Origin of the sequence: Saccharophagus degradans 2-40 (genome assembly GCF_000013665.1) — a bacterium.
GTDB lineage: Bacteria > Pseudomonadota > Gammaproteobacteria > Pseudomonadales > Cellvibrionaceae > Saccharophagus > Saccharophagus degradans.
This window is the reverse complement of sequence record NC_007912.1, coordinates 1,312,391-1,331,752: the sequence shown is the minus strand read 5'-3', so window position 1 is coordinate 1,331,752 and position 19,362 is coordinate 1,312,391. Positions and strand designations below refer to the sequence as shown.

Annotated in this window: 17 protein-coding genes; 8 read left to right on the top strand and 9 right to left on the bottom strand. The window is 45.3% G+C overall.

What is annotated here, in order from left to right:
- Position 1 precedes the first annotated feature (1 nt).
- The 8 genes from vgrG to SDE_RS05440 form a co-directional block, all read right to left on the bottom strand.
- Positions 2-1,714: a type VI secretion system tip protein VgrG gene (vgrG, locus tag SDE_RS05470; protein WP_226986469.1), complete on the bottom strand. Its 1,713-nt coding sequence runs from the start codon at positions 1,712-1,714 to the stop codon at positions 2-4.
- A gap of 59 nt (positions 1,715-1,773) precedes the next feature.
- Positions 1,774-2,439 carry a CIS tube protein gene (locus SDE_RS05465; RefSeq protein ID WP_011467523.1) on the bottom strand — a complete coding sequence of 222 codons (666 nt, stop codon included), beginning with the start codon at positions 2,437-2,439 and terminating at the stop codon, positions 1,774-1,776.
- A 4-nt stretch (positions 2,440-2,443) separates the two neighbouring features.
- A complete protein-coding gene (locus SDE_RS22940) occupies positions 2,444-2,605 on the bottom strand; it encodes a DUF5908 family protein (RefSeq protein ID WP_193339779.1) in 162 nt (53 codons plus the stop codon).
- Between the two features lie 3 nt (positions 2,606-2,608).
- Positions 2,609-3,055 (bottom strand): phage tail protein, encoded by a 447-nt coding sequence (locus SDE_RS05460; protein ID WP_011467522.1) that lies wholly within the window; start codon positions 3,053-3,055, stop codon positions 2,609-2,611.
- Between the two features lie 67 nt (positions 3,056-3,122).
- Entirely contained in the window at positions 3,123-3,557 is a 435-nt protein-coding gene (locus SDE_RS05455; protein WP_011467521.1) for a phage tail protein, read from the bottom strand.
- Positions 3,558-3,604: 47 nt separating this feature from the next.
- A complete protein-coding gene (locus tag SDE_RS05450; protein WP_011467520.1) occupies positions 3,605-5,017 on the bottom strand; it encodes a phage tail sheath family protein in 1,413 nt (470 codons plus the stop codon).
- 12 nt (positions 5,018-5,029) lie between these two features.
- Positions 5,030-6,040 (bottom strand): hypothetical protein, encoded by a 1,011-nt coding sequence (locus SDE_RS05445; RefSeq protein WP_011467519.1) that lies wholly within the window; start codon positions 6,038-6,040, stop codon positions 5,030-5,032.
- 87 nt (positions 6,041-6,127) lie between these two features.
- A complete protein-coding gene (locus tag SDE_RS05440; RefSeq protein WP_011467518.1) occupies positions 6,128-6,697 on the bottom strand; it encodes a DUF4255 domain-containing protein in 570 nt (189 codons plus the stop codon).
- A gap of 533 nt (positions 6,698-7,230) precedes the next feature.
- On the opposite strand from SDE_RS05440, the gene SDE_RS05435 reads away from it, so the two are divergent.
- The 8 genes from SDE_RS05435 to SDE_RS05405 all read left to right on the top strand — a co-directional run bounded on the left by SDE_RS05435 (position 7,231) and on the right by SDE_RS05405 (position 18,722).
- Positions 7,231-7,827 (top strand): outer membrane beta-barrel protein, encoded by a 597-nt coding sequence (locus SDE_RS05435; RefSeq protein WP_011467517.1) that lies wholly within the window; start codon positions 7,231-7,233, stop codon positions 7,825-7,827.
- A gap of 200 nt (positions 7,828-8,027) precedes the next feature.
- Complete coding sequence (locus SDE_RS05430; protein WP_011467516.1) at positions 8,028-8,666, top strand: gluconate 2-dehydrogenase subunit 3 family protein; 639 nt, start codon at positions 8,028-8,030, stop codon at positions 8,664-8,666.
- Positions 8,667-8,720: 54 nt separating this feature from the next.
- On the top strand, positions 8,721-10,445 hold the full coding sequence (locus SDE_RS05425) for a GMC oxidoreductase (protein WP_011467515.1): 1,725 nt from the start codon (positions 8,721-8,723) through the stop codon (positions 10,443-10,445).
- Positions 10,446-10,723: 278 nt separating this feature from the next.
- Positions 10,724-11,401, top strand: coding sequence for an MFS transporter (locus SDE_RS05420; protein ID WP_011467514.1), 678 nt, complete (start codon positions 10,724-10,726; stop codon positions 11,399-11,401).
- A 68-nt stretch (positions 11,402-11,469) separates the two neighbouring features.
- The gene (locus SDE_RS23165) at positions 11,470-12,273 is read left to right on the top strand and encodes an MFS transporter (protein ID WP_338056764.1); all 804 of its coding nucleotides are present in this window, start codon (positions 11,470-11,472) and stop codon (positions 12,271-12,273) included.
- A gap of 249 nt (positions 12,274-12,522) precedes the next feature.
- Positions 12,523-13,377 carry a diguanylate cyclase gene (locus SDE_RS05415; RefSeq protein WP_143710848.1) on the top strand — a complete coding sequence of 285 codons (855 nt, stop codon included), beginning with the start codon at positions 12,523-12,525 and terminating at the stop codon, positions 13,375-13,377.
- 3 nt (positions 13,378-13,380) lie between these two features.
- Positions 13,381-15,006 (top strand): Y-family DNA polymerase, encoded by a 1,626-nt coding sequence (locus SDE_RS05410; protein ID WP_011467511.1) that lies wholly within the window; start codon positions 13,381-13,383, stop codon positions 15,004-15,006.
- A gap of 626 nt (positions 15,007-15,632) precedes the next feature.
- On the top strand, positions 15,633-18,722 hold the full coding sequence (locus SDE_RS05405; RefSeq protein WP_011467510.1) for an error-prone DNA polymerase: 3,090 nt from the start codon (positions 15,633-15,635) through the stop codon (positions 18,720-18,722).
- A gap of 74 nt (positions 18,723-18,796) precedes the next feature.
- On the opposite strand, the gene SDE_RS05400 is transcribed toward SDE_RS05405, so the two are convergent.
- Positions 18,797-19,180 (bottom strand): hypothetical protein, encoded by a 384-nt coding sequence (locus tag SDE_RS05400; RefSeq protein ID WP_011467509.1) that lies wholly within the window; start codon positions 19,178-19,180, stop codon positions 18,797-18,799.
- Positions 19,181-19,362 lie beyond the last annotated feature (182 nt).

The following is a 19,362-nucleotide window of genomic DNA, read 5'->3' as shown; positions in this document are numbered from 1 at the left end:
GTTAATTAAGCTGTAATACCGAACCTTTTACTTTAGTAACAGCGGAGCTAGATACTTCCACCCCTGCCGAACCCTCTACTTTTACTTCGCTTGCAGCTTTTATTTGTAGTGCACCGCCCGCCTCACAGTTCACGTCAGACGATGCGTTTATTGTCACTTCGCCGGCGCTTTCTACTGCAATGCCATCGCTGCTCATCACAATTTGATTTCCGTTCTGATCTTTAATTGTTACGCCGCCGTCTTCGTCACTAAGAATTAGGGCGTTACCTTCGGGGGTTTCCAAGGTCATGCTTACCGCATCATCATCAAAACTTACTTTCATGCCACTGCGGCTTTTAAATAACTTAATGTGGTTGTCATCGCTGGGTTCTTCGGGGGTGGGCTTTGCACTGGAATGCAACATACCTAACACAACCGCTGCGCGAGGGTCGTCTGCAAAAAAGCCCACTACCACCTCATCACCCACTTCTGGCCTAAATATAAACCCCCTATCTTCTCCGGCATCCATACAGGCCATTCGCGCCCATGCGCCTTCGTCGGCAGGGTTTACCATTGGCATTTTTACTCTAACCCTAAACTCTCCATCTGGGTCTTCATTGCTTACTACTACGCCAACTTGTAAACCGGCAACAGCAGGCAATAAACCCGCAGCGGGAGTGACGTTTACATTGTTCGCGACATTGTTGGCGCCATTACTTTGCAGCGTATCGTTTAGCATTCCAACGCCGCCAAACTGCAGTTGTGTTTTCCAGCCTTTAACTAAATCAAAATCGTGGCGCACCCCTGTAACAATGGCATTGCCATTAAAGCGCGCGCCCATTCCGTCTAGTGCGACTACATCGCCAACTTGTACAGCTGTCATACCCTCAGTTTTTACACTGCCGCTTATGCGGTTTATTTGTGAATACAGCCTGCGCGCATCCGCCCATTTTTGTGCTTCATCGCCGGTTATTGCTGGGTGAAAATAATCGAAACTTTCTTGCCCATGAGTACTGGCCAAGCTTTCGCTATTGATATTCCCTGGCTGATTGATACCCGAATCTACCGCGTCGCTCTCTACTCTGTCTTGATTGGCGGCATCCCATGTGTAAGCCTTTACCGCGCTAAACTGGTTGCGTCCATCCATTTCTAGGTCGCCCTCTAAAATGGTGGAGCCAAATTGCAATGTACAAACAGGGTTAGCAGAAAGACTTGGCGTAAATACTTTCACTTGATTGCTGTAGGTTACTATTACCATGCCGTTTGCTTCAGCCCGCAGCAAACAGTAGTCCCAATCCGTGGCGTCATATTGAATTTGCTGTTTATGGGTAACACTGCCTGCTTCTACATCTACACTTATGCCTGCGTCTTCAAATTTCTGCGCTATGACATCTGAATCTGTTTGATCAAAAAAATACGCGTTTTTTCTTCCTACGCTTAACGTTGTTGCGGCATGCTTGCACTCTAAAATAAGTTGCGGCGCTGTATGCTCTCGCATTTTCAAACTGTGCTTTACAACAATACCCTTAAATAAGGTTTCACTTTCATCTGCACTGCCACCCAAAATTTCTATTTCGCTGCCCGGCACAAACATATCGGCATCCGACAATGGAAACGCACCTACTGCAGCCGCGCCATCTAAATAAACCAGGCGCGCACTGGAAATTTTATTTGCCGAGCTCGATACGTTAGCAGCCAGTAATTGCTGACTGCGCGGCACCAGTTCGCCATTCACTTTAATGAAAAACTCGCGATGCGCTTGCGCTATAGGTAAGGTGCGTGCAGTAGTAATAATTATTTCTCCAGCGGTGGAAATAAAATACGGGTACCCGGCGCTATATTCCGGAAGTTATCTAAACCATTCGCTTCTGCCACATCTAAGTAGTAATGCGGGCTGCCGTATATTTGATAACACATCATTGGCAGGTTATCGCCTGCGGCAAAAATACGGGCGTGGGTTAGGTCTGGGGATTCATCTTGCGCCAGTGCAACGCGTGTTTCATCGTCGGAATTATCGGTAAAGGTGGCCGATATCACAGCGCGCAAGGGTTCGCCGCTAGGCTTAAACAATTTATAGGCAATTGATGCCGACTTAAGGATGCAACGTTTAACCTGCAATGTACCCCACGCTACAATCAAATAATTTGGCCGATGTATATCGCCGTTATAGCCAGTAATTGTTTGAAAGGCCTCTACTCGTTGCTGCACATCTATTTTTACTCCGTTAGCGCCAGTACCATCAATAAAAAAAGACAACGACATATCGCCTGGCTTTACCTTTTTAAACTCCATGCGGCTGTTAGTGGTGCCTGATGCTTGACTACTGTCGTACTCCATTTCGTAAGCAAGTGTTATTTCGTTAGGGTTAACATACGCCTCAAACTCGCCAAACACATCACCTGAGTAATCGGCTTGGGTATAAGCTTTTATGAGTAGCTTTTCTAGCTCGCCATTTTCCATGTAGTTAACGCTCCTGCCGCTGCTTGAGAATATCCAGCACGCGCTCTACACACTCGGCCACTATTATTTGTTTCTCGTCGGTAGACGACGGCCTTTGGCTTGCACCACCGGAAGCTTGGTTACTGACTTCAACAGAGATAACAACTTCATCAATAATGACTGGCACCACTTACTCCTTATCTACCGTAAAGTACTGATAAAACAGTTGCATGCTCTCTACTACCACACTGTTATTGGTTGCAGAAAAATCACTAACGGACCACTTTGTAGGGTAGGCATTTACTAAATGCCATGTCATTAACGGTTCGTGCTCTTCGTTCAACAGTTTTACATCTATATTTTTCGGCTCAATATCAAACAGCTCTATGCAATCTTGGACCCACTTAATAATTTCAGAGTTTTTTAATAAGCCGCGCTTTAAGGTTAAATCGGTATGCTTAGCGCGCACGGGATACTTTTGCATAAATCGATTTTGGCCACCTTCAGCCACATCCTCGGTGCTCATTTCTATACCTAACCCACCCACGTCGGTAAATCGGGTATCCTGGTCGTTAGGTGTTATACCTAATACTTCAACCTTAAAATGAAACCCCAATGGAGGGTAATAACTAGCCATAGAAAAGCCTGTAATAAAATGTGTATACCGTTGCGACGTTTAGGTTATTAATTACTGCAAAACGGATTTACTCGTTTTGCAGTTCTAACCCTTCGTGCGCTAACTCTATAGATTCTACGGCCACTTCATTTCCCGAGGCCTTTAGCCCTGGCCCCTCTACTTTTACAGGAAAAGCATTGTGTATTTTCCAAATCATTACGGGAATGTGTTCTTCGTTTAATAGCGATACAACAATATCGCGGCGCTCGACTTTATTCATTTTTATGGTATTTAACCAAGAAAAGAATTCGTTATCGGCGGCAACAATGCCTCGCTTTAAGGTGACATTGCTGTATTTGCGCAAGCCCGGCATTTTTATGGTGGAATATTCTGGCGATACGCCGTCGCGATATTCAATCGCTTGCGCTTCTTGTGTTAGACCCGAAACCTCAGAAAAGCCTATGCGGGTTCCGCCCCACTCTACGGCAAAGTGAAATACTGGTAAGGGATATAAATCTGGCATGGGGTAACTCCTCTATGAATTTGGTTTAGAAATAGGTAGCAACACCACTATGATGTTTGTAATTTATGTGAGAATTTAAGAATAATAAATTCCGCAGGCCTTACTACTGCCATTCCTATTTCCACATTCATGCGACCTTCAAGAATATCCTGTGCATCCATGGTGATACCTAACCCGCAGCGCACAAAATATGCATCACTTGGCTTGGCGCCAGCTAAGGCTCCATCGCGCCACTTCTGCAATAAATAGGATTCAATCATGCCGCGCACTTTTACCCATGTATTTGCATCGTTAGGCTCGAACACTGCCCAGTAGGTAGACTTTTTAATGGACTCTTCAACCATATTAAAAAAGCGCCTTACCGGTACGTAGCGCCACTCGTTATCGTTACCCGCAAGCGTGCGAGCACCCCACACTAACGTGCCCTTGCCCATAAATGCGCGAATAGCATTTATAGATTTACCCGATGTTACATCTACGTTTAAGCCGTCTTGTATGGTGTTATCAATTTTAACAACGGGCTCTATGACATTTGCCAAGCTTACATTTGCTGGCGCCTTCCACACGCCACGGCTAGAATCAACTGCGGCATACACACCCACCACCGCAGATGACGGCGGCAGTACCACGTAGGCTTCTTTAATTTTAGTTTTAACGTAGTTATACAGTGCCGTATTGGACGACTTAAGCGATGCCAATGTCACATCCCCGGTAGAGTTGTAATCTACATTTACATTATCTTCGGCGGCGGTTATTTGATGGTTAAGCGTGGTTTTTATAAAGGGGTAGTACACCGCACCGTACTTAAGATTATTACTACCGTAATAACCTCTGTTGGTGCTTAGCTGGGTTGGGTCTAATTTACTGCCGCCATCAAACACATCAAATACTGCGAATCTGTCTTGTAGTTCACCACATTGCAGCAATACCGCTTGAGCTAATGTTTGGTACTCGGCGGCATCCAACTGCACAGCCTCGGGAATAACAATGAGAGTAGGCTCATCTTCGTTTCTTACCGCATTTAAGCCGTCTTGCAAGCCATACATAGTCGTGGGATCGGCGCTGTTATCCCCTTCTAAATCGATAACGGGTGTAGACTGATGTATACCTACAGACGTGATATAGCATTGACCACCGCCATTATCGAAAAACATTTTCATGCTGTACCACAAGATATATTCCACTGTAGGAGGTACAAAACTTGTAGTGGTAAAGCCGCCGGCCCCGTCATCTACCACATCAACAGAAATATCGTCGAAAGCGCAGCTACCGTAGTATTGCTCAAACTCTTTTAGCGAGTAGATTTTAGTAGGCTTAAGAATTAAATCGTTATCGGTGCTTTTTTTAGCCTTAGCGGTATAACCAATAAATGCAGGTATTGCAGTTTCTACCTCAGCCACAGAAGGAGGGAAAACCGACACCTCCTCGATATAGACGTTTGGGGTTTTATACGTCGCCATGCTCAAGTTCTCCTAGGGTTTTGCCACATGAATAATAAAGTCAGCTTGAGCTTTACTCGCGCCCGGAGCTGGCAAGTTGGGAATAAGTACATCGCCGTTTAAATTTAACTGTATTTTTTTGTGCACCTGCTCTAACCGCGCCACCGCAGTTTGCGATTTAAATAGCACAAGCTTGTCGCTATTATTTTTAATTAAGCTGGGGGCTATTTCATCACCGCTAAACGATGCTGGTTCTATTCGATCAAATACAATTTGTGCACGCCCTTGCTCAGAAAACCCCGCATCAGTTACCGCGAGATTACTGTAATCGGCGTCGGAATAGTTTTTGGCAACCACATAGTATTTAAGCGTGTTTTCTACAGGTAAAAAGGCAATTTCAAACTGAGCGGGTGTAGTGTAAAAGCCTGCATCTATTTGTATATCACACACACCCCACACCCCACTGCGCTTTAGCTCTGGGTAATACGCGTACTTCTCGCTATAGCTCGCTAAAGGGTAATTTTCTAGTACTTGGTACACACCGGGCGGGTGCGATTCCATTAAAAAATCGACATCCTCTTTGCCATTTAAAGCCGCTACCGTGCTTTGCGCCACCAATTGCCCCGCATCGTTATTTAACCCTACGGTTACTGGACGTGTAGGCTCTACTAACGTATGGCGAAGTACAGTGCTGCAGGTAAGGGTTTCTAGGGGGGCATCCAGTGCTGTAACACTGTTTTGATTTTTGTATATTAACCAAGCATTCTTTGGAATGGAAAACTGAGTAAATTGCGAGAAAAGCGGGTTCGCCAACTGAAGGCCTATTAGAATGCGCCCCCCACTGACATCTCGCAGCGGCGTACCGCCACTGTCGGCCTCGTATAGCACATGTAACTGTCCATCTATAATTCGATGAAGCAACTTACCATTGCGCAATATTTTCTTAGCGTCGTCACTCAATACATATTGAATATCTTTACAGTTATTTGAGTAATAACTGTGGTTAACCGCTATAGAAAATAATGTATGAAACCGCGTAGACACCAATAGACTTCCTTTACCATTGCGCTTTAGAGTAACGAGGCCATAACAACTTTACGCTTTAACCTCGCACTAATATCCCTACTGCTTTTACATACCACCCGCAGACATATTAACAATACTAATAGGCGGCTGAACGCCATCTTGAGATTGATCCTGTATAGCAATCAATCGCGCTTTATACACAACAGAGGGCAAGTGTTTACCCCCAATATAGGCCCACACTTGATTGAGCTGGTCGAAACTTAAAGATTGCATATCCAACGCTAAACGCTGAATACTGCTATCTAAGGCTGGATGCGATTGCGGGGTAAATAATTTATGGGATTGAAAAAAGGTTAATACGTGAGACAAGTATTTAAGCGCCTGATCATACAGCTTAAAATTTGCCGCAAACATCAGATAGAGGTTTAACTTTAGCTCTGGCTGTAATTTAATATGCTGACCAGCATGGTATTGATATTCGTAGGTTTGTTCTCGTGTCGCGGTTTCTTCTTCCATATTAATAAGCACAATGGAAACACCGCCATCACTGATAAGGTATTTTCCTGCCTCATCTACAACGGGGTTTAGCTCGACAATATCATCGGTTAAGCCTGTACGAGACTTAAGGTATGCATTTACCTCACCGGCAAGAAACTTTAATGCAACATCCAACATAACCGCATCCTGTTTTGGTTTTGTTTGCTGTTTACACTTAGCCAACTTCGCTGTTGTGTTTTAGCTTACGAGCATTTTATTTATTATTTTTTCTCTATATACCTTAAATCAAATTGCCAGTAATACATACTTTTTCAGATCAATAATACGTGACGCACACGTCATTTTGATCAAGCATTTTCACAATTTAAGTTTTAACTTAACATAATGAAAATGACGTCACTACTAACAATAAAAATTTAATTAAAAAACATGTTATTCATTAAAATATAACAATGCAACACAACAATAAGCCATAGCATTTTTTAACATTAACACTCTTAACCATATAACTATTGCAAATTAACTTTCATCCCCCCTCAAACAAAAGTACTGAGTTTCCTTATCCGCAACTAAGCCCATTTACCCATTACTTTCCATTTTCATTTCACATCGTTTAGTACTGGGCATACTGGGGTGGCTTCAATAAAACTTGAAATCCTTCAGCTTGTCGCTAAAATCATCCGCCCTAATAATAAAACTGAGTAATTTATATGAATATTAAGACCTCATTAATTTGCGCTTTATTTTGTATCGCGGGCACAGCTCAAGCGGACGAGTCAACTCCAACTAACGAAACCACTACCCGCTGGTACGGCAGCTTAGGCAGAATCAGCTTGGATGACGCAGTGCAGCAAGAAGGCATCGACACCTCTGCTACTTCTTGGCGATTTGGCGGCGAGCGCCAAACGAATAATTGGCTTTTTGGTGGTGGCATCTCTGGCTTTTTATATTCAGATAACAACAGCTTTTCTCAAGACGTAGAGAACAGCTGGGGCAGTGATAGCACAGCAGATTCAAGTGCAACCGCTTTTAACTTTTACTTCGAAGGCGGCTATGTACACCCGTTAAACCAGAATGTAGACGTAGCGCTTTTAGCCGGTATTGAGCTTGTGCTTTCATCTACGCGCGGCATTGGCAATTGCACCAATTGCTACGAAGAAGATATAGACGTTTCTAGCGGCTTTTATATTCAGCCACGCATTACCTATACCTTCGAAAACAACTGGTTTATGGGCGCATCTTACAACCTCTATCAAGGTGGCGACGTAAATAGCGGCCTTTCTTTAACTGTAGGTGTAGGCTACTAGTCACCACTTGCCAATTAACCATCCCTCTAGTCGCGGGTTTTATGCCCGCCATCTCCTAAGCCCCTCTTAAACTGCGCAACATCTTCATTTGTAGACTAAATTAAAGCTATGGGCACTTCTCTCCTTAGAACTTTTGTTCACCTAGCCCGCGTTACACTCACAGCTCCTATATATTAGTTATACAAATTGAGGACACAGCATTGGCTGACTCTACTATTAAAGGAGGCTTATCCTCCCCCGATACCTCTGCGGTTGATACTAGTCTCTCTCGCAGACAGCTACTCGCCACGCTAAGCGCTAGTTGCGCCGGCTTGCTGGCACCAAGCGCTTTGGCTGGCGGCTTTGCTTACAACCGCAAAGCTGGCGGCAGCAAAGGTAAAGGCAAGCTACTTAACGCCGAACAATTAGCGGTATTAGCTGCCTTGGTAGAAGTTATAATTCCGCAAACAGACACCTTAGGCGCAGGCAGCGTAGATACTCACGGCTTTATAGACGATCAACTGGCTAACTGTACCAACCCCAAGGAAGCCAAAGTCTTTGTGGCACAACTAGAACTCTGCCGTAACCTAATACTCAAGCAATGGGGTAAAGCCTACCCTAGCCTAGCAACCAATGATCAAAATGCTGCAATGCAGCTACTGGCTACAAACCAAGCTCCATTTGAAAAAGTAGGCAGCGACTTTTTTACAAAACTAAAAAGCCTCACTCTTTTTGGTTATTACACGTCTCAAGAGGGCGGTAGCAAAGAATTAGTGTACCTGCCCATTGCTGGCGGCTACGACGGCGATTTTAAACTCTCTGAAAACGGTGGTAAGGCATTTATGCCGCACCAAATCTAACCTCACCACCTTTAAGCTTATTGAACCATTATTTGTTTTGGCAAAGGCACGCACATGATTGATCCTTTTTTAATTAAAAAAACCACCAAAAAATTTGACGCTATTGTTGTCGGCTCTGGCATTTCTGGTGGATGGGCTGCCAAAGAACTGTGTGAGCGCGGCTTAAAAGTTTTGCTGGTAGAGCGCGGCCGCGCAGTGCGCCACCAGAAAGATTACGAAGGCGAATTTAAAGCACCGTGGGACCTGCCACACAGGAACCAAGTGGATTACAAGTTAGTACAAGACCAGCATCACGTGCAACGCAAGTGCTACGCCTTTAATGATGCGACCAAACACTTTTTTGGCAACGACCGCGACTACCCCTACATAACCAAAGAGGGCACAGGCTTTGATTGGATACGAGGCAATCAACTCGGTGGCCGCTCATTGCTATGGCACCGTCAATCCTTCCGCTGGGGAGAAATAGACTTTGAAGAAAACCTGCGCGACGGCAACGGTTGCGACTGGCCAATTCGCTATAAAGACTTAGAACCGTGGTACTCCCATGTAGAAAAATTCGCGGGTATTTCAGGTAGCGTAGAAAACATACCCACCTTGCCCGATAGCGAATTTTTGCCACCGTTTGAGATGAACGCTGCCGAAAAATATGCAAAAAAAGCTATCGAAAAAAAATACCCTCATATGAAATTCATACAGGGTCGCTGTGCGCACTTATCTGAGCCCACCCAATTTTTTCTAGATCAAGGCCGCGGTAAATGTATGGCCCGCAATCAGTGCCAGCGCGGCTGCTCTTTTGGTGCATACTTTTCTACCCTTAGCTCCACGTTGCCTGCGGCGATCAAAACAAACAACTTAAGCATTGCCTGCAACAGTGTTGTACACAGTGTTATTTACGATGAGAAAAGCGGCAAAGCAACCGGTGTAAATGTAATAGACGAAGAAACATTAGAAACTCGCGAATATTACGGCGGCATGATTTTTCTGTGCGCCTCAACACTTGGCACCACCCAAATAATGCTTAATTCTAAATCCAAAGCTTTTCCAAATGGTATTGCCAACTCTTCGGGCGTGCTCGGTCACTACTTGATGGATCACATTTATAATTCTAGCGCTTACGGTGTGTTAGAAGGCTTTGAAGATGACTACTACAAAGGGCAGCGCCCAACAGGCCCTATTATTCCTCGGTTTAAAAACTTAAAGAAAAATAGCGAGAAGTTTAATCGCGGTTATTTTTTACGCGGCGGCGCGGTTCGGCCAGTTACCTATAGCTCCCCCGATGACAAAACCTTTGGCGTGGAATTAAAAAACAAGCTACAAAAACCAGGGCCTTGGATTCTTCATTTCGGCGGCTCAGGCGAAATGACACCCAAGTACGAAAACATGGTTAGCTTACACCCAACCAAAACCGACAAGTGGGGCATTCCACTATTAGTTTTCGATTGTAAATTCACCGAAAACGACAAGCTGATGATGGAAGACATGGCCGATACTGCTGCAGAAATTCTCACAACAATTGGCTGCAAGCATGTCACTAAAGATATTAGCGATGCGCCCCCCGGCTTAGCCATTCACGAAATGGGCACCGCACGCATGGGCCGCGACCCCAAAACCTCGGTATTAAATGGCAACAACCAATGCCACGATGTACCCAACCTATTTGTAACAGACGGTGCATGTATGGCCTCTACTGCTCACCAAAACCCATCACTTACCTATATGGCAATTACCGCGCGCGCAGCTGCCTTTGCTGCAGAGCAATACAAAAATAAAGCGCTCTAACATTCCCGCCTAATATTCTGCCGCGTCACTTTACCAAACCTAGCGTAAAGTGACGCGCCCTAGCTATTACTAACAGATAAAAACATACTAGTGCTTGCACTACACTTAACGCACTATTTGTATTTATGCTGTATTAAGACGGCCAACAATAACTACCCTCTGCGCGTTCTAGGTAATACTTGGCTTTATGCCCAAAAAACACCATTAATAAAGCCGGTTAACATCGGCAGAACACATAGCGTTAAGTAGGGTTTCTAATAACAATAAAGGGGTTTTGTGTGGCAACAATTTCTGTATCTACCCGTGTTGCATTGTGTGTAGCACTAGGTGGATTTATTTTTGGGTTTGACGCATCGGTTATTTCTGGGGTTGTACCTTTTATATCTAAACTATTTGGCCTTAGCGACTGGCAAATAGGCGCGGTGGTTAGTGCCCCCACACTTGGTGCTGTTTTTTCTGCTATGGGGGTTTCCACCCTCGCCGACCGTTTCGGCCGCAAACCAATCCTTATAAGCATAGCCGCTATATACGCTATTTCTGCCGCCTACTCTGCCTTAGCTCCTAATTTTGAATCCCTTGTTATTGCGCGCTTTATAGGTGGGCTCGGCTTTGGCTCGCTGGTACTTGCGCCTATTTATATTTCAGAAATAGCGCCACCACATCAGCGTGGCCGCTTGGTTTCATTTAATCAATTAAACATTGTGGTAGGGTTTTCTATCGCCTACTTTGTAAACTACTTTATTGTACAAGCGGTATCCAACGCTTACAGCTGGGCGCCCCCCCAAAGTATGGTAAGCGCACCGTGGCGCTGGATGCTGGGGTTAGAGCTATTGCCTGCGCTAGCCTACATTGCCCTGCTATTTAAAATACCAGAAAGCCCGCGCTGGCTAATGCTAAATAATTATTCAGCTAGAGCAACCGATGTAGTAAAAAAAAGCTCGCAGGCAATAATGTAAATGCAGATGCGCTACTTTCGGAAGCAGAATTAAAACAGACCCACGACCTACCGCCACTTAGCAAGCGCATAGGTTTACTACTAAGCAAACGAGTACGCTTTGCACTACTACTTGGTTTGCTACTTGCCTGCGCACAACAAATTACCGGCATTAACGCCATTTATTTTTATGCACCCACAATATTCGAACAAAGCGGTGTAGGCACCAACGCCGCCTTTGCCCAAGCGGCACTCATTGGCTTAATAAACGTATTATTTACCATTGTAGCCATGGGTTTAATTGATAAAGTTGGCCGCAAGCCATTGCTATTAATAGGCCTTACTGGTGTAGCCATAAGTATGAGCTTATGCGCATGGGAATTTAAACAAGCTCACTATAAAATAGAAAACGCCGCCATTTTTGAAGAGCTCAACATACCAGCCCCAATGAACTTAGTTGGCGTAACATTTAACAGCGATACCGAATTTAAACAAGCGCTCCGCATAGAGCTAGGAGACCTAGCAGCAAAAGATTACGAAGCAAAACTTATTAGCAATGCGATTCAGTTTAATGCCAAATTATTTTTGTTTGGTATTTTATTATTTGTAGCATCGTTTGCCGTATCCCTTGGCCCAGTAATGTGGGTATTACTTCCAGAAATATTCCCCAACCACCTGCGCGGTGTAGGCATGGCACTTACCGGCTTAGTCAATAGCGCAGTAAGCTTTAGCGTACAGCTTGTATTCCCGTGGGAGCTAAGTCAGCTGGGCGCCGCACTTACATTTTTTATCTACGGCGCCTTCGCACTACTGGGCTGTATTTTAGTTGCTCGCTACTTGCCAGAAACAAAAGGTAAATCGTTAGAGGAGCTAGAGGCAACATTTATTAAATAGCATCATTTTTACCATTCAATACACACCTCCCCTAAACACACTAGTGGCACAACCGTACATACCTATTAGCGCTCATGCACTTGAGCGCGCTCTTATACTTCGTCCCATACAGCCTTTCAACACACTTCTCGATTAGTAATTGACAATTACCCACCCTAAAATATACTGTATAGACATACAGCAACCTACATACCTATACTCATGCCAAAATATACCTCGCCTTCTGACCTTGGCGGGAACTGTGCCCCCTTGCCTAACGAAACAGCACCCTCCCCCCGCAATAACGCAGTGCTAGACCAGCTACTGCGGCGCGGCGATGTATGGCGCGGGCATTCGGCTGCGTTTAATCACAAAAGCACGCTCGCCACGGGGCACAGCGCACTAGACCCGCTGCTACTAGGCAATGGCTGGCCACTTAAAAGCCTTATAGAAGCTGCACTTCCACTGGGTAAAAAAGCCCCAAACAGCAGCCTAGTGCCCGCTGCATGCTGGTTTTTACTTGGCCCCAGTCTGCGAGCACAACTTACTAAAAGCGATGGCTACGTGCTGCTGCTTAATCCACCGGCTATACCTTTTGCCCAAGGGCTAATACAACAGGGCATACCACTAAACCGCCTGTTAATTGTAAACACCGAAAATAAACAGGATTTCGTCGCCGCGTTTACCGAGCTTAGCCAAGCAACTTACTGCCATGCCGTAATCGCCTGGCAACCCAAACAGGCCTTAAGCTATACCGAGTTACGCAAATGCCAATTAGCCTGCGATAACGGCCAAGCACTCAATATTTTATTTAGAACTAATCTACTGCAAAGTAGCCCTGCGCCACTTAGGCTGGCGCTAAACCTGCAACAACACACCTTAAATGTGCAGGTTATTAAACAGCGTGGCGATTTTAAACAAGCCACCGCAGAGCTTGCCCTACCGGCAGACTGGCAAAGCCTTGCACCTTATAAGTATTTATTACCCAGCTCGCAATCACAGCAACATCAAAACGCTAATTTTAAAACCGCCGCCAACTATTATTTCGGCGTGCTTTCTGGTGCACCGCTAGCACCCAACAACCTAGTGCCTCTCGCTAACTTCACCACTAAAAAAAGGCGCTAAGGTATGAGTAGTAATACAACAAAATACAATAAGCCGCGAAAAAAACCACAACTATGGCTAGCACTACAACTTCATCAATTGCCTTTAAATTGTTGCAGGCAAAACGAGCAGCCAATACATAGCCACTGCAACCAAGCCATTGTGGTAGTGGAGAAGTTTCGCGTTACACACCTAACACAAGGCGCAGCAAAGCTAGGCATTACAACCAACATGCCCATAGCCACAGCGCAAGCTTTAGGCAATATCACCCAACTCGAAAGCACACCGCAAAAACAGCAGCAAGCCATTAATATATTGCAGGATATCTGCTATCGCTTTACACCTTACATAGAAACACAACACAGCAACGGCCATACCGGTTTGTTATTAGAAATATCCCGCTGCTTATTGTTATTCGATGGCGTAGACAGTTTATACAACCAGCTCACTCAAGCGCTTAACCGCACGCCCTTTGAATATAAACTTGCCTTTGGGCATACCAAACACGCCGCTTGGTTACAAACCTTTGCTCAATCGCAACAAGCGGATTATTCGCAAAAAATATTAGATACCCTAAACACGCTATACAACAGCAAGCACAGCACAGTAAACACCGCAGAGCGCTGCCGCGCATTTTTCATTGAACAATTAAATAGAAACGCTATACATTTATTACACGACCACCCCAAAGCAATTGAAAGCTTAGATAAAACAGGCTTTCAAACCTTAAAAGATATTTATAACCATATAGAAACAAACGGCTTAGCAAGCTTAAGCAAACGCCTAGGTACCGACTTTACCGAATACCTAGCCGAGCTTTACGACATAGACCAAGGCACAAAACAAACCAGCCTCTTTAAACCGCCTGCTCGCACTTATCAACCGCAAGAGATCTTTTGCCAGCATATTCAATTCGACTACCCCATAGCCAACAGCGAACAACTACGCCAACCTATGCAAACACTGCTACAGCAACTGGACGACTTTTTGCGCAACCGCCAACAACAAATACAACGCTTGTATTGGCATCTATTCGATATTTATCAAAACAAAGATACCCTTGTAGTAAACGGCAACGGGTTAAGCGGCCAACACCACACTTGGCAACAATTGTTAGAGCTTTCCATTATTCAATTAGAAAACAAAAGCCTAGCCTTTGAGGTAGACATACTAGAACTAGAGTGCCAACACCTACAGCAAGCACAACACACAAGCCAAGCACTCGCCTTTGACGGCAAGCACAACAACCAAGGCAGCAACGCATTCGAACTCACCCTCGCACGCCTGCAATCGCGTTTAGGCGAACACGCTATTTACAAAGTAAGCGCCCACGATAGCCATATACCAGAACACACAAACGTAAAAATTCCCGCAACAGCCAACGCCAACACCCAACTTACCCCCGCCCAACACAATGCATGGCGGCCAAGCTGGCTATTACACGAGCCTATTGCTATTCGCATGCATAAAAATACGCTGTATTGGTATGGGCAATTGCAGTTATTACAGGGGCCAGAACGCATTGAGGGGCACTGGTGGGATACCCCAACAGCGCGGGATTATTTTGTGGCGCAGAGGGAGGATTTTGTGAGGCTTTGGGTTTTTTATGATTTGTTTTTGAAGGAGTGGTTTGTGCAGGGGGTGTTTTGATTTGCTTTTTGGAGGGGTGGGGTTTTCTTTTTTAGGTTGGGGTTTCGCCTGTTGGCGAGTCACTTTTCTTTGCGTGCACAAAGAAAAGTAACCAAAAGAAAGTGCACCCCAACACCTTGGCCTGCGGCTCCCCTCGCTCCGGCACGCATTTCGGGGTCGGGCAAACGGGGCGTCCTTGCCCCGTCAGCCCTTAAACGCACGTCCTGTGCGTTTAACCCCGAACTGCGCACCTCCACTCAGCAAGGTGAAGGGGAATACCCTCCGTAGAAAGAAATTGCAGAAAAGAGAATTAAAAAATAGAACTGACAAGAAAAACACAAAACGTGCATTTAAAAACACAAATTTGACCAACTACGAAGACCAGCCCTCTTCCCCCTTCTGAGGGCCGAGTGAAAGCGCTATTTTTAGGGGTATGTGCGCTTAAGGGCTGACGGGGCAAGGACGCCCCGTTTGCCCGACCCTAAAAATGGCGCTGGAGGGAGGGAATTTTGCGCAGCAAAACCCGAGTTAGGGGTGGCCTTTCTTTTGGTTACTTTTCTTTGGCCACCCAAAGAAAAGTAACTCGCCAGCAGGCGAAACCCCAACCTAAAAAAGAAAACCAATAACCACTAACCGAAAAAACGAAAATGCAATACACCCAACTACAAACCCTAACCAACTACAGCTTCCTAAAAAGCGCATCACACCCGCAGGAACTTGTAGAAGAAGCCAAAATACTCGGCTACCACGCCCTCGCCATTACCGACGAGTGCTCGCTGGCGGGTATTGTAAAAGCGCATGTCGCAGCAAAAGAACTCAACCTAAAGCTACTAGTAGGTAGTTATTTTGAATTAACCAACGGCTTTAAAATAATCGCCATCGCCCCCAACCGACAAGCCTACGCAGAATTATCGGGTTTTATTTCTTTAGCGCGACGACGTGCAAGTAAAGGCGAGTATGAGGCGCATTTATCCGATTTACGGTTTCGTTTACAACAGTGTTTAATTATTTGGCTGCCGTATTTTAACAACCATATTAGCGATGTAGATGTAACCACCCTCGCAACCGCATTTAAGCAACGGCTGTGGATAGGCGTTAGCCATACACTTATCGCCGCAGAACAACGATTATTCAGCCACTTAAATAAATTAGCGAACGCACTACATGTGCCCCTAGTGGCAAGCGGGCTTACCTATATGCACAATAAAAATTGTAAACCCTTGCTAGATATATTAACCGCCATTAGAGAGAACACACCTATCCAACAATTGGGAACACGCTTACACAGCAATGCAGAAGTGAACTTAAAACCGCTGCATGAACTTAATCAACTTTACCCCGAAGCGTTAATCCAGCAAACGCAGGTTATTGCACAACTTTGTAATTTCTCTTTAGATGAGTTGCGTTACCAATACCCAAAAGAACTTGTGCCCAGCAATACAACGCCAATAGCCCACTTAAAAAAACTGGTTAAAGAAGGGGAAGCCAAGCGCTGGCCACAAGGCACCCCCGAACACGCGCAAAAAATTATTGCTATGGAGCTAGGCTTAATTGAGGAGATGCAATACGAATATTATTTTTTAACCGTACACGACATAGTGCACTTTGCTCGCAGTAAAAATATTTTATGCCAAGGGCGAGGCTCGGCCGCCAATTCGGTGGTGTGCTACTGCTTGTTTATTACCGAGATTGCCCCCGGGCAAATTAACGTTTTATTTGAGCGGTTTATCTCTAAAGAGCGCAATGAACCGCCAGATATTGATGTAGACTTTGAACACCAGCGCCGCGAAGAAGTAATTCAGTATATTTATCAAAAATATGGTCGTGAGCGCGCAGCTTTAGCCGCAACAGTTATAACCTACCGCAGCCGCAGCGCCATTCGCGATGTAGGTAAAGCTATGGGCCTAGAGGCAGGCCTTGTGGGGCAATTAGCAAAATCGCTAGCTTGGTGGGATAGAACTGGCGATTTAATTAAACGCATGGAGTCTTTTGGCCTTAACCCAGAAACACAAAAAACCATGCAGCATTTTTTTGCCTTAGTGCAACAGATACTTGGCTTTCCTCGCCACTTATCGCAGCACGTGGGTGGTTTTATTATTACGCAGGATAAGGTCAGCGATCTTGTGCCGCTAGAAAATGCCAGCATGCCCGACCGCACTATTATTCAGTGGGATAAATACGACATAGAAGCCATGGGCTTACTAAAAGTGGATGTGTTAGCGTTGGGTATGCTTACCGCTTTGCGTAAATCATTAGAAACCGTTAGCCAGTACGACGCAGCAGTTTACTCCCTCGCCACTATTCCACGTGAAGATCCAGCCACTTACGCCATGCTAAGTAAAGGCGATAGCATTGGTGTGTTTCAAGTGGAATCGCGCGCGCAAATGTCTATGCTGCCGCGCTTACGACCTAAGTGCTTTTACGATTTGGTTATTGAAATTGCCATTGTAAGGCCAGGGCCTATTCAAGGCGACATGGTTCACCCTTATTTACGCCGGCGCGACGGCATTGAAGAGGTGCACTACCAGAACGATAAAATAAAAAGCGTATTGGAGCCCACCCTCGGCATTCCTATTTTTCAGGAGCAAGCTATTCGCTTGGCCATGGTAGCTGCAGATTTTAGCGGCGGCGAAGCAGACCAATTGCGGCGGGCCATGGCAAGCTGGGGCAAGAATGGTAGCCTACTAAAATTCGAAGATAAATTTATTCAAGGTATGCTAAACAACGGCTACCCACTTGATTTTGCTCACCGTTTATTCGAGCAAATAAAAGGCTTTGGCGGTTATGGGTTTCCTGAATCACACTCGGCCAGTTTTGCTTTATTGTGCTACGCCTCATCGTGGCTAAAATGCCACCACCCAGCGGCATTTTATTGCGCACTACTTAATAGCCAACCAATGGGGTTTTACTCTGCCTCGCAACTTATTCAAGATGCTCGTCGCCATAAAGTCGTTGTATTACCGGTAGAAGTTAATGCTAGCGGTTACGAAAGCCACGTAGTATTAACCAACCACAATACATCGGCGCCCCCCAATATTATTCAGCTTGGTTTGCATATGATTAAGGGCTTAAGCATACTCACCGCAGAGCGCATTGTGCTTGCTAAAGGCGATAAGCCGTTTACTACATTAAAAGAGTTAAGCCTACGCGCACAACTTAGCAGCGCCGATTTACAACTGCTGGCATCCGCCGATGCATTGCACAAACTTACCGGCAACAGACACAACAGTCGTTGGCAGGCTGCCGCCCTTATGCCGCACAGCCCACTGCTAGACGGCGCCGAACTAGAAGAAGACGCACTTAATACTCCTGCGCCCAGTATAGAAAAAAATATTCAAACTGATTTTAACAGCACGGGGCTTTCTTTGCGGCTACACCCTATGGCTTTGCTGCGCGCCCAGCAGCCCTTTAACCGCTGTAAAAAACAAAGCGAATTGGCAAGTATACACAACGGTGGCTTTGCCCAAGTTGCCGGGCTAGTAACCGGCAGGCAGCGCCCAGGCACAGCCAAAGGCACATTGTTTTTAACCCTAGAAGACGAAACCGGCAATATAAATATTGTAGTGTGGACCAGCACCCAAGAGCGCTGCCGCCAAGCCTTACTTACCGCCAAGCTATTATTGGTTAAAGGCCGCTTAGAAACGAAAGACAACGTCACCCATATTATTGCAGGGCAAATGTTTGATTACTCGCACATGCTAAGTGAATTTGATATTAAGTCGCGCGACTTTCATTAAAGTTCACAATCTCTAGTCTCTAGTCTCTAGTCTCTAGTCTCTAGTCTCTAGTCTCTAACAACGAGTACTTGCGATTACCAATACTCAACTACGCCGTTAGAAAAAACCTGCCCTGCTCGGGCGGGCCGAAAAGATGCAAAAATATTTTTAACATCAATACTCGCGTGCGCAGCCACGCTATTGGCAACCACGGTTAGCATTGTTTCTATTTTTTCGGGGGAATTAAAATCGGGGGCAAATACTTCAATTAATACAGGGTGAGTGTGCTTGGGTTGCGACGGAGACACCCTACCCCCCACACAGTAGCTATTGGGAGGGTAAAACTGCCAGGTAACCGTAATAAAATCTTGTGACATTTCTAGCGCAGTAGAAAAATCGTGGCTTACTGCCGGTAAAATTCGATTAAGTGAAAAATGAGATTCACTAACCGGCAGAGATTGAATATGAATAAACGGCATAACTAATAAACCTCAATACACTATGGTCCATTTAACTAGCTTATACGCGCCAAAAGGGCGACACGGCAACCATAAGATTCGTTAACACACTATATTAAAAGCTTAGATGATATTCGTGAAAACAATAATGCACTTTTTTGAATATTGCGTCGCCCACCTCCTTCACCGTTTTGAAGCGACAA

Bases quoted from the DNA above. Each gene is read 5' to 3' on its own strand.
- SDE_RS05450 (WP_011467520.1), bottom strand. From the start codon at position 5,017: ATGGCGACGTATAAAACCCCAAACGTCTATATCGAGGAGGTGTCGGTT.
- SDE_RS05405 (WP_011467510.1), top strand. From the start codon at position 15,633: ATGCAATACACCCAACTACAAACCCTAACCAACTACAGCTTCCTAAAA.
- SDE_RS05440 (WP_011467518.1), bottom strand. From the start codon at position 6,697: ATGTTGGATGTTGCATTAAAGTTTCTTGCCGGTGAGGTAAATGCATAC.
- SDE_RS05455 (WP_011467521.1), bottom strand. From the start codon at position 3,557: ATGCCAGATTTATATCCCTTACCAGTATTTCACTTTGCCGTAGAGTGG.
- SDE_RS05465 (WP_011467523.1), bottom strand. From the start codon at position 2,439: ATGGAAAATGGCGAGCTAGAAAAGCTACTCATAAAAGCTTATACCCAA.
- SDE_RS05425 (WP_011467515.1), top strand. From the start codon at position 8,721: ATGATTGATCCTTTTTTAATTAAAAAAACCACCAAAAAATTTGACGCT.
- SDE_RS05435 (WP_011467517.1), top strand. From the start codon at position 7,231: ATGAATATTAAGACCTCATTAATTTGCGCTTTATTTTGTATCGCGGGC.
- SDE_RS05460 (WP_011467522.1), bottom strand. From the start codon at position 3,055: ATGGCTAGTTATTACCCTCCATTGGGGTTTCATTTTAAGGTTGAAGTA.
- SDE_RS05400 (WP_011467509.1), bottom strand. From the start codon at position 19,180: ATGCCGTTTATTCATATTCAATCTCTGCCGGTTAGTGAATCTCATTTT.
- SDE_RS05410 (WP_011467511.1), top strand. From the start codon at position 13,381: ATGAGTAGTAATACAACAAAATACAATAAGCCGCGAAAAAAACCACAA.